Origin of the sequence: Micromonospora craterilacus, assembly GCF_003236315.1 — a bacterium.
GTDB classification, from domain to species: Bacteria; Actinomycetota; Actinomycetes; order Mycobacteriales; family Micromonosporaceae; genus Micromonospora; species Micromonospora craterilacus.
In genome coordinates this window covers 1-3,769 of record NZ_POTY01000380.1, presented here as the reverse complement: position 1 = coordinate 3,769, position 3,769 = coordinate 1, and the positions used below count along the sequence as shown (strand labels likewise).

Genomic DNA, 3,769 nt, shown 5'->3' with positions numbered 1-3,769 from the left:
CTCACCCGGTGCGGGCGCGGCCTGGGGGTACGCCGGGTCGGCGGCACCCGAGGTGGGATACGCGGCGTTCGGCGGTGGGTACGGGGCGTGGCCCGGTGGCGGGTAGCCTCCTGCCGGCGGGAAGCCGCTGCCCGGTGTGTACGGGCCGGCGCCCGGCGGGTTCTGGTGTGCATCCGGTTGGGACATGCGGTCAGCTCCTGGCGTTGGTGGAACCGGTGATGGTAGCCAGGCGCCGCACGTCCCGATGTCCTGAAAGGGGTGGCGGTGGTCACCCCGTCCGGGTGACCACCGCGCCCCCTGTCGTCCTGGTCGACTCAGCCGGCGAGACTGGCCGCCCCGCGCGGCAGGAACCGCCGACCGGTGACCCGCTCGCTGGTGCCGGTCCGGTCCAGGTACGGAGTGACGCCGCCCAGGTGGAACGGCCAGCCGGCGCCGAGGATCAGGCACAGGTCGATGTCCTGCGCCTCGGCCACCACGCCCTCGTCGAGCATCAGCCGGATCTCCTGGGCCAGCGCGTCGAGCGCGTTGGCGCGTACCTGCTCCTCGGTGAGCGGCTGATCGCCGACGACCAGCAGCTTCGCCACCTCGGCGTTGATCTCGTCGTCGACCACGATCGGCTGGCCGGAGTCGGCGATCCGCTTGAGGTTCTCGCTGACGCCGAACCGGTCCGGGAACGTGGCGTGCAGGGTGCCGCCGACGTGGTACGCCACGGCGGGGCCGACGAGCTGGAGCAACGCGAGTGGGCGCATCGGCAGGCCCAGCGGGTCCAGCGCCCGGTTCGCCACCTCCAGCGGAGTGCCGGCGTCCACGGCCGCGAAGACCGTGCCGAGGAAACGGGTCAGCAGCCGGTTCACCACGAACGCGGGCGCGTCCTTGACCAGTACGCAGGACTTCTTCAGCTGCTTGCCCACCGCGAAGGCGGTGGCCAGCGTCGCGTCGTCGGTGCGCTCACCCCGGACGATCTCCAGCAGCGGCAGCACCGCGACCGGGTTGAAGAAGTGGAAGCCGACCACCCGCTCCGGGTGCGCCAACTCCTCCGCCATGGCGGTGACCGACAGCGAACTCGTGTTGGTGGCGAGCACCGCCTCCGGCTTGACGATCTTCTCCAGCTCGGCCCAGACCTGCTTCTTGACGGTCAGGTCCTCGAAGACCGCCTCGATGACGAAGTCACAGTCAGCGAACGAAGTGAGCTGGCCCGGCGTCGACGCCGCGAAGGCCTCTGCCGTTGGTGCGCCGGAGACCAGGCCGTACAGCTTGGCCGCCGTGCCCTTGTCCATCCGGCCCTTGCTGACGGCCTTCTCGATCTGGGTGTGCACGTAGCCCACGCCCTTGTCCACCCGGGCCTGGTCCAGGTCGGTGAGCACGACCGGTACCTGCAGGCGGCGGGCGAACAGCAGCGCCAGTTGGCTGGCCATCAGGCCGGCGCCGACGATGCCCACCTTGGTCACCGGGCGGGCCAGGCTCTTGTCCGGCGCGCCGGCCGGCCGCTTGGCCCGCCGCTGCACCAGGTCGAAGGCGTACAGGCCGCTGCGCAGTTCCTCGGAGAAGACCAGGTCGGCCAGGGCCTCGTCCTCCGCGGCGGTGCCGGCGGCGAAGTCGGCGTCCTTCGCCGTCTCCAGCAGGTCCAGCGCCTGGTACGCGGCCGGGACGGCGCCGTGCAGCCGCTGGTCCAGGGTCTGCCGGGCGAAGTAGAGCACGCCCGCCCACATGTCCTTGTCGACCTCGGGCCGGGTCACGGTGACCTCGCCGCGCACCACGCCGGCGGCCCACTCCAGGGAACGCTCGAGGAAGTCGGCCGGCTCTAGCAGCACGTCGGCGATGCCCAGCTCGGCGGCCTGCTTCGGCTTGAGCATCTTGTTCTGCATCAGCGGGTTCTGGATGATCACCTGGGTGGCCGCCGGGATGCCGATCAGGTTCGGCAGCAGCTGCGTGCCGCCCCAGCCCGGGATCAGGCCGAGGGAGACCTCGGGCAGCGCCAAGGCTGCGGCGCCCGCCGACAGTGTCCGGTAGTGGCAGTGCAGGGCCAGCTCCAGGCCGCCGCCCATGGCCGCGCCGTTGACGAAGGCGAAGGTCGGGACGGCGCTGTCCTTGAGCCGGGCGAAGACGCGGTGCCCGAGCCGGCCGATCTCCAGCGCCTGCGCGCGGTCGGCGAGCAGGGGTAGGCCGGTGATGTCCGCGCCGACGCAGAAGATGTACGGCTTGCCGGTGACCGCGATGAACGCTGGGTCGGCCGCCAGGGCGGCGCTGATCGCCTCGTCCAGGCTGGTCAGGCCGGCCGGGCCGAAGGTGTTCGGCTTGGTGTGGTCGAATCCGTTGTCGAGGGTGATCAGGGCGGCCGGGCGGTCCAGCCCCGGCACGTTCACCTGGCGCAGCAGCGCCCGGGTGACCACCTCGTTCGGTGCCGCGAGCGCGCTCACTTGTTGCCCTCCCCCTGAGCCGACTGACCGGACTCGGTCCAGTGCGGGTTCTCCCAGATCACCGTGCCGCCCATGCCGATGCCGATGCACATCGCGGTGATGCCGTAGCGGACCTCGGGGTGCTCGGCGAACTGCCGGGCGAGCTGGGTCATCAGCCGTACGCCTGAGGAGGCGAGCGGGTGACCGATGGCGATCGCGCCGCCCCACTGGTTCACCCGTGGGTCGTCGTCGGCGATGCCGAAGTGGTCGAGGAAGGCGAGCACCTGCACGGCGAACGCCTCGTTCAGCTCGAACAGGCCGATGTCGTCGATGCTCAGGCCGGCGATGCGCAGCGCCTTCTCGGTCGACGGGATCGGGCCGACGCCCATCACCTCGGGCTCCACCCCGACGAAGCCGTACGACACCAGCCGCATGGCGATCGGCAGGCCCAGCTCGCGGGCGACCTCCTCGGCCACCAGCAGGCTGGCGGTGGCACCGTCGTTCAGGCCGGCCGCGTTGCCCGCGGTGACCTTGCCGTGCGGGCGGAACGGGGTCTTGAGGGAGGCCAGCTTCTCCATCGAGGTGTCCCGGGGCGCCTCGTCGACCGTGGCCAGGCCCCAGCCGGTCTCCGGGTCGCGGATCGCGACCGGCACCAGGTCGTCCTGGAGCTTGCCGTTGGCGTACGCCTTCGCGGTCTTCTGCTGCGAGGCGAGGGCGAACGCGTCGGTCCGCTCCTTGGTGATGTGCGGGACCCGGTCGTGCAGGTTCTCCGCGGTGGCGCCCATGACCAGCGCGGACGGGTCGACCAGCTTCTCCGCGACGATGCGCGGGTTCGGGTCGACGCCCTCGCCCATCGGGTGGCGGCCCATGTGCTCGACGCCGCCGGCGATCGCCACGTCGTACGCGCCCACGGCGATGCCGCTGGCGACGGTGGTCACGGCGGTCATCGCCCCGGCGCACATCCGGTCGATGGCGAAGCCGGGAACGGTCTTGGGCAGGCCCGCCAGCAGGGCGGCGGTGCGGCCGATGGTCAGGCCCTGGTCACCGATCTGGGTGGTGGCGGCGATGGCGACCTCCTCGACCCGGTCCGGCGGCAGCTGCGGGTTGCGGCGCAGCAGCTCGCGGATGCATCGGATCACCAGGTCGTCGGCGCGGGTGTTGGCGTACATGCCACCCGCCCTGCCGAATGGGGTACGGACGCCGTCGACGAAGACGACATCCCGGACTTCACGGGGCACTTGAGCCTCCTATTCGACCATAATTCGGCCTCCGCGCCGCCAGGCGGCGCTACGGACCGAATGAAGGTCGCCAGCACTGGCGTTTCCCCGATGCTACTCGCCAGTAATAACCCGTGCCCGCACCCCCCACTGTGG

At 71.4% G+C, this 3,769-nt stretch carries 2 protein-coding genes and 1 pseudogene; all 3 read right to left on the bottom strand.

Features of this window, described 5'->3' with window-relative positions; translation table 11 throughout:
- Positions 1-186: pseudogene (locus tag C1I95_RS36770) on the bottom strand (hypothetical protein); the annotation flags it as partial.
- Positions 187-314: 128 nt separating this feature from the next.
- Positions 315-2,417, bottom strand: a complete 2,103-nt coding sequence (locus tag C1I95_RS32560) for a 3-hydroxyacyl-CoA dehydrogenase NAD-binding domain-containing protein (protein WP_111219785.1) — start codon at positions 2,415-2,417, stop codon at positions 315-317.
- Positions 2,414-3,634 (bottom strand): thiolase family protein, encoded by a 1,221-nt coding sequence (locus C1I95_RS32555; RefSeq protein WP_111219783.1) that lies wholly within the window; start codon positions 3,632-3,634, stop codon positions 2,414-2,416. Before C1I95_RS32555 ends, C1I95_RS32560 begins: the two co-directional genes overlap by 4 nt.
- Between the last annotated feature and the right edge of the window lie 135 nt (positions 3,635-3,769).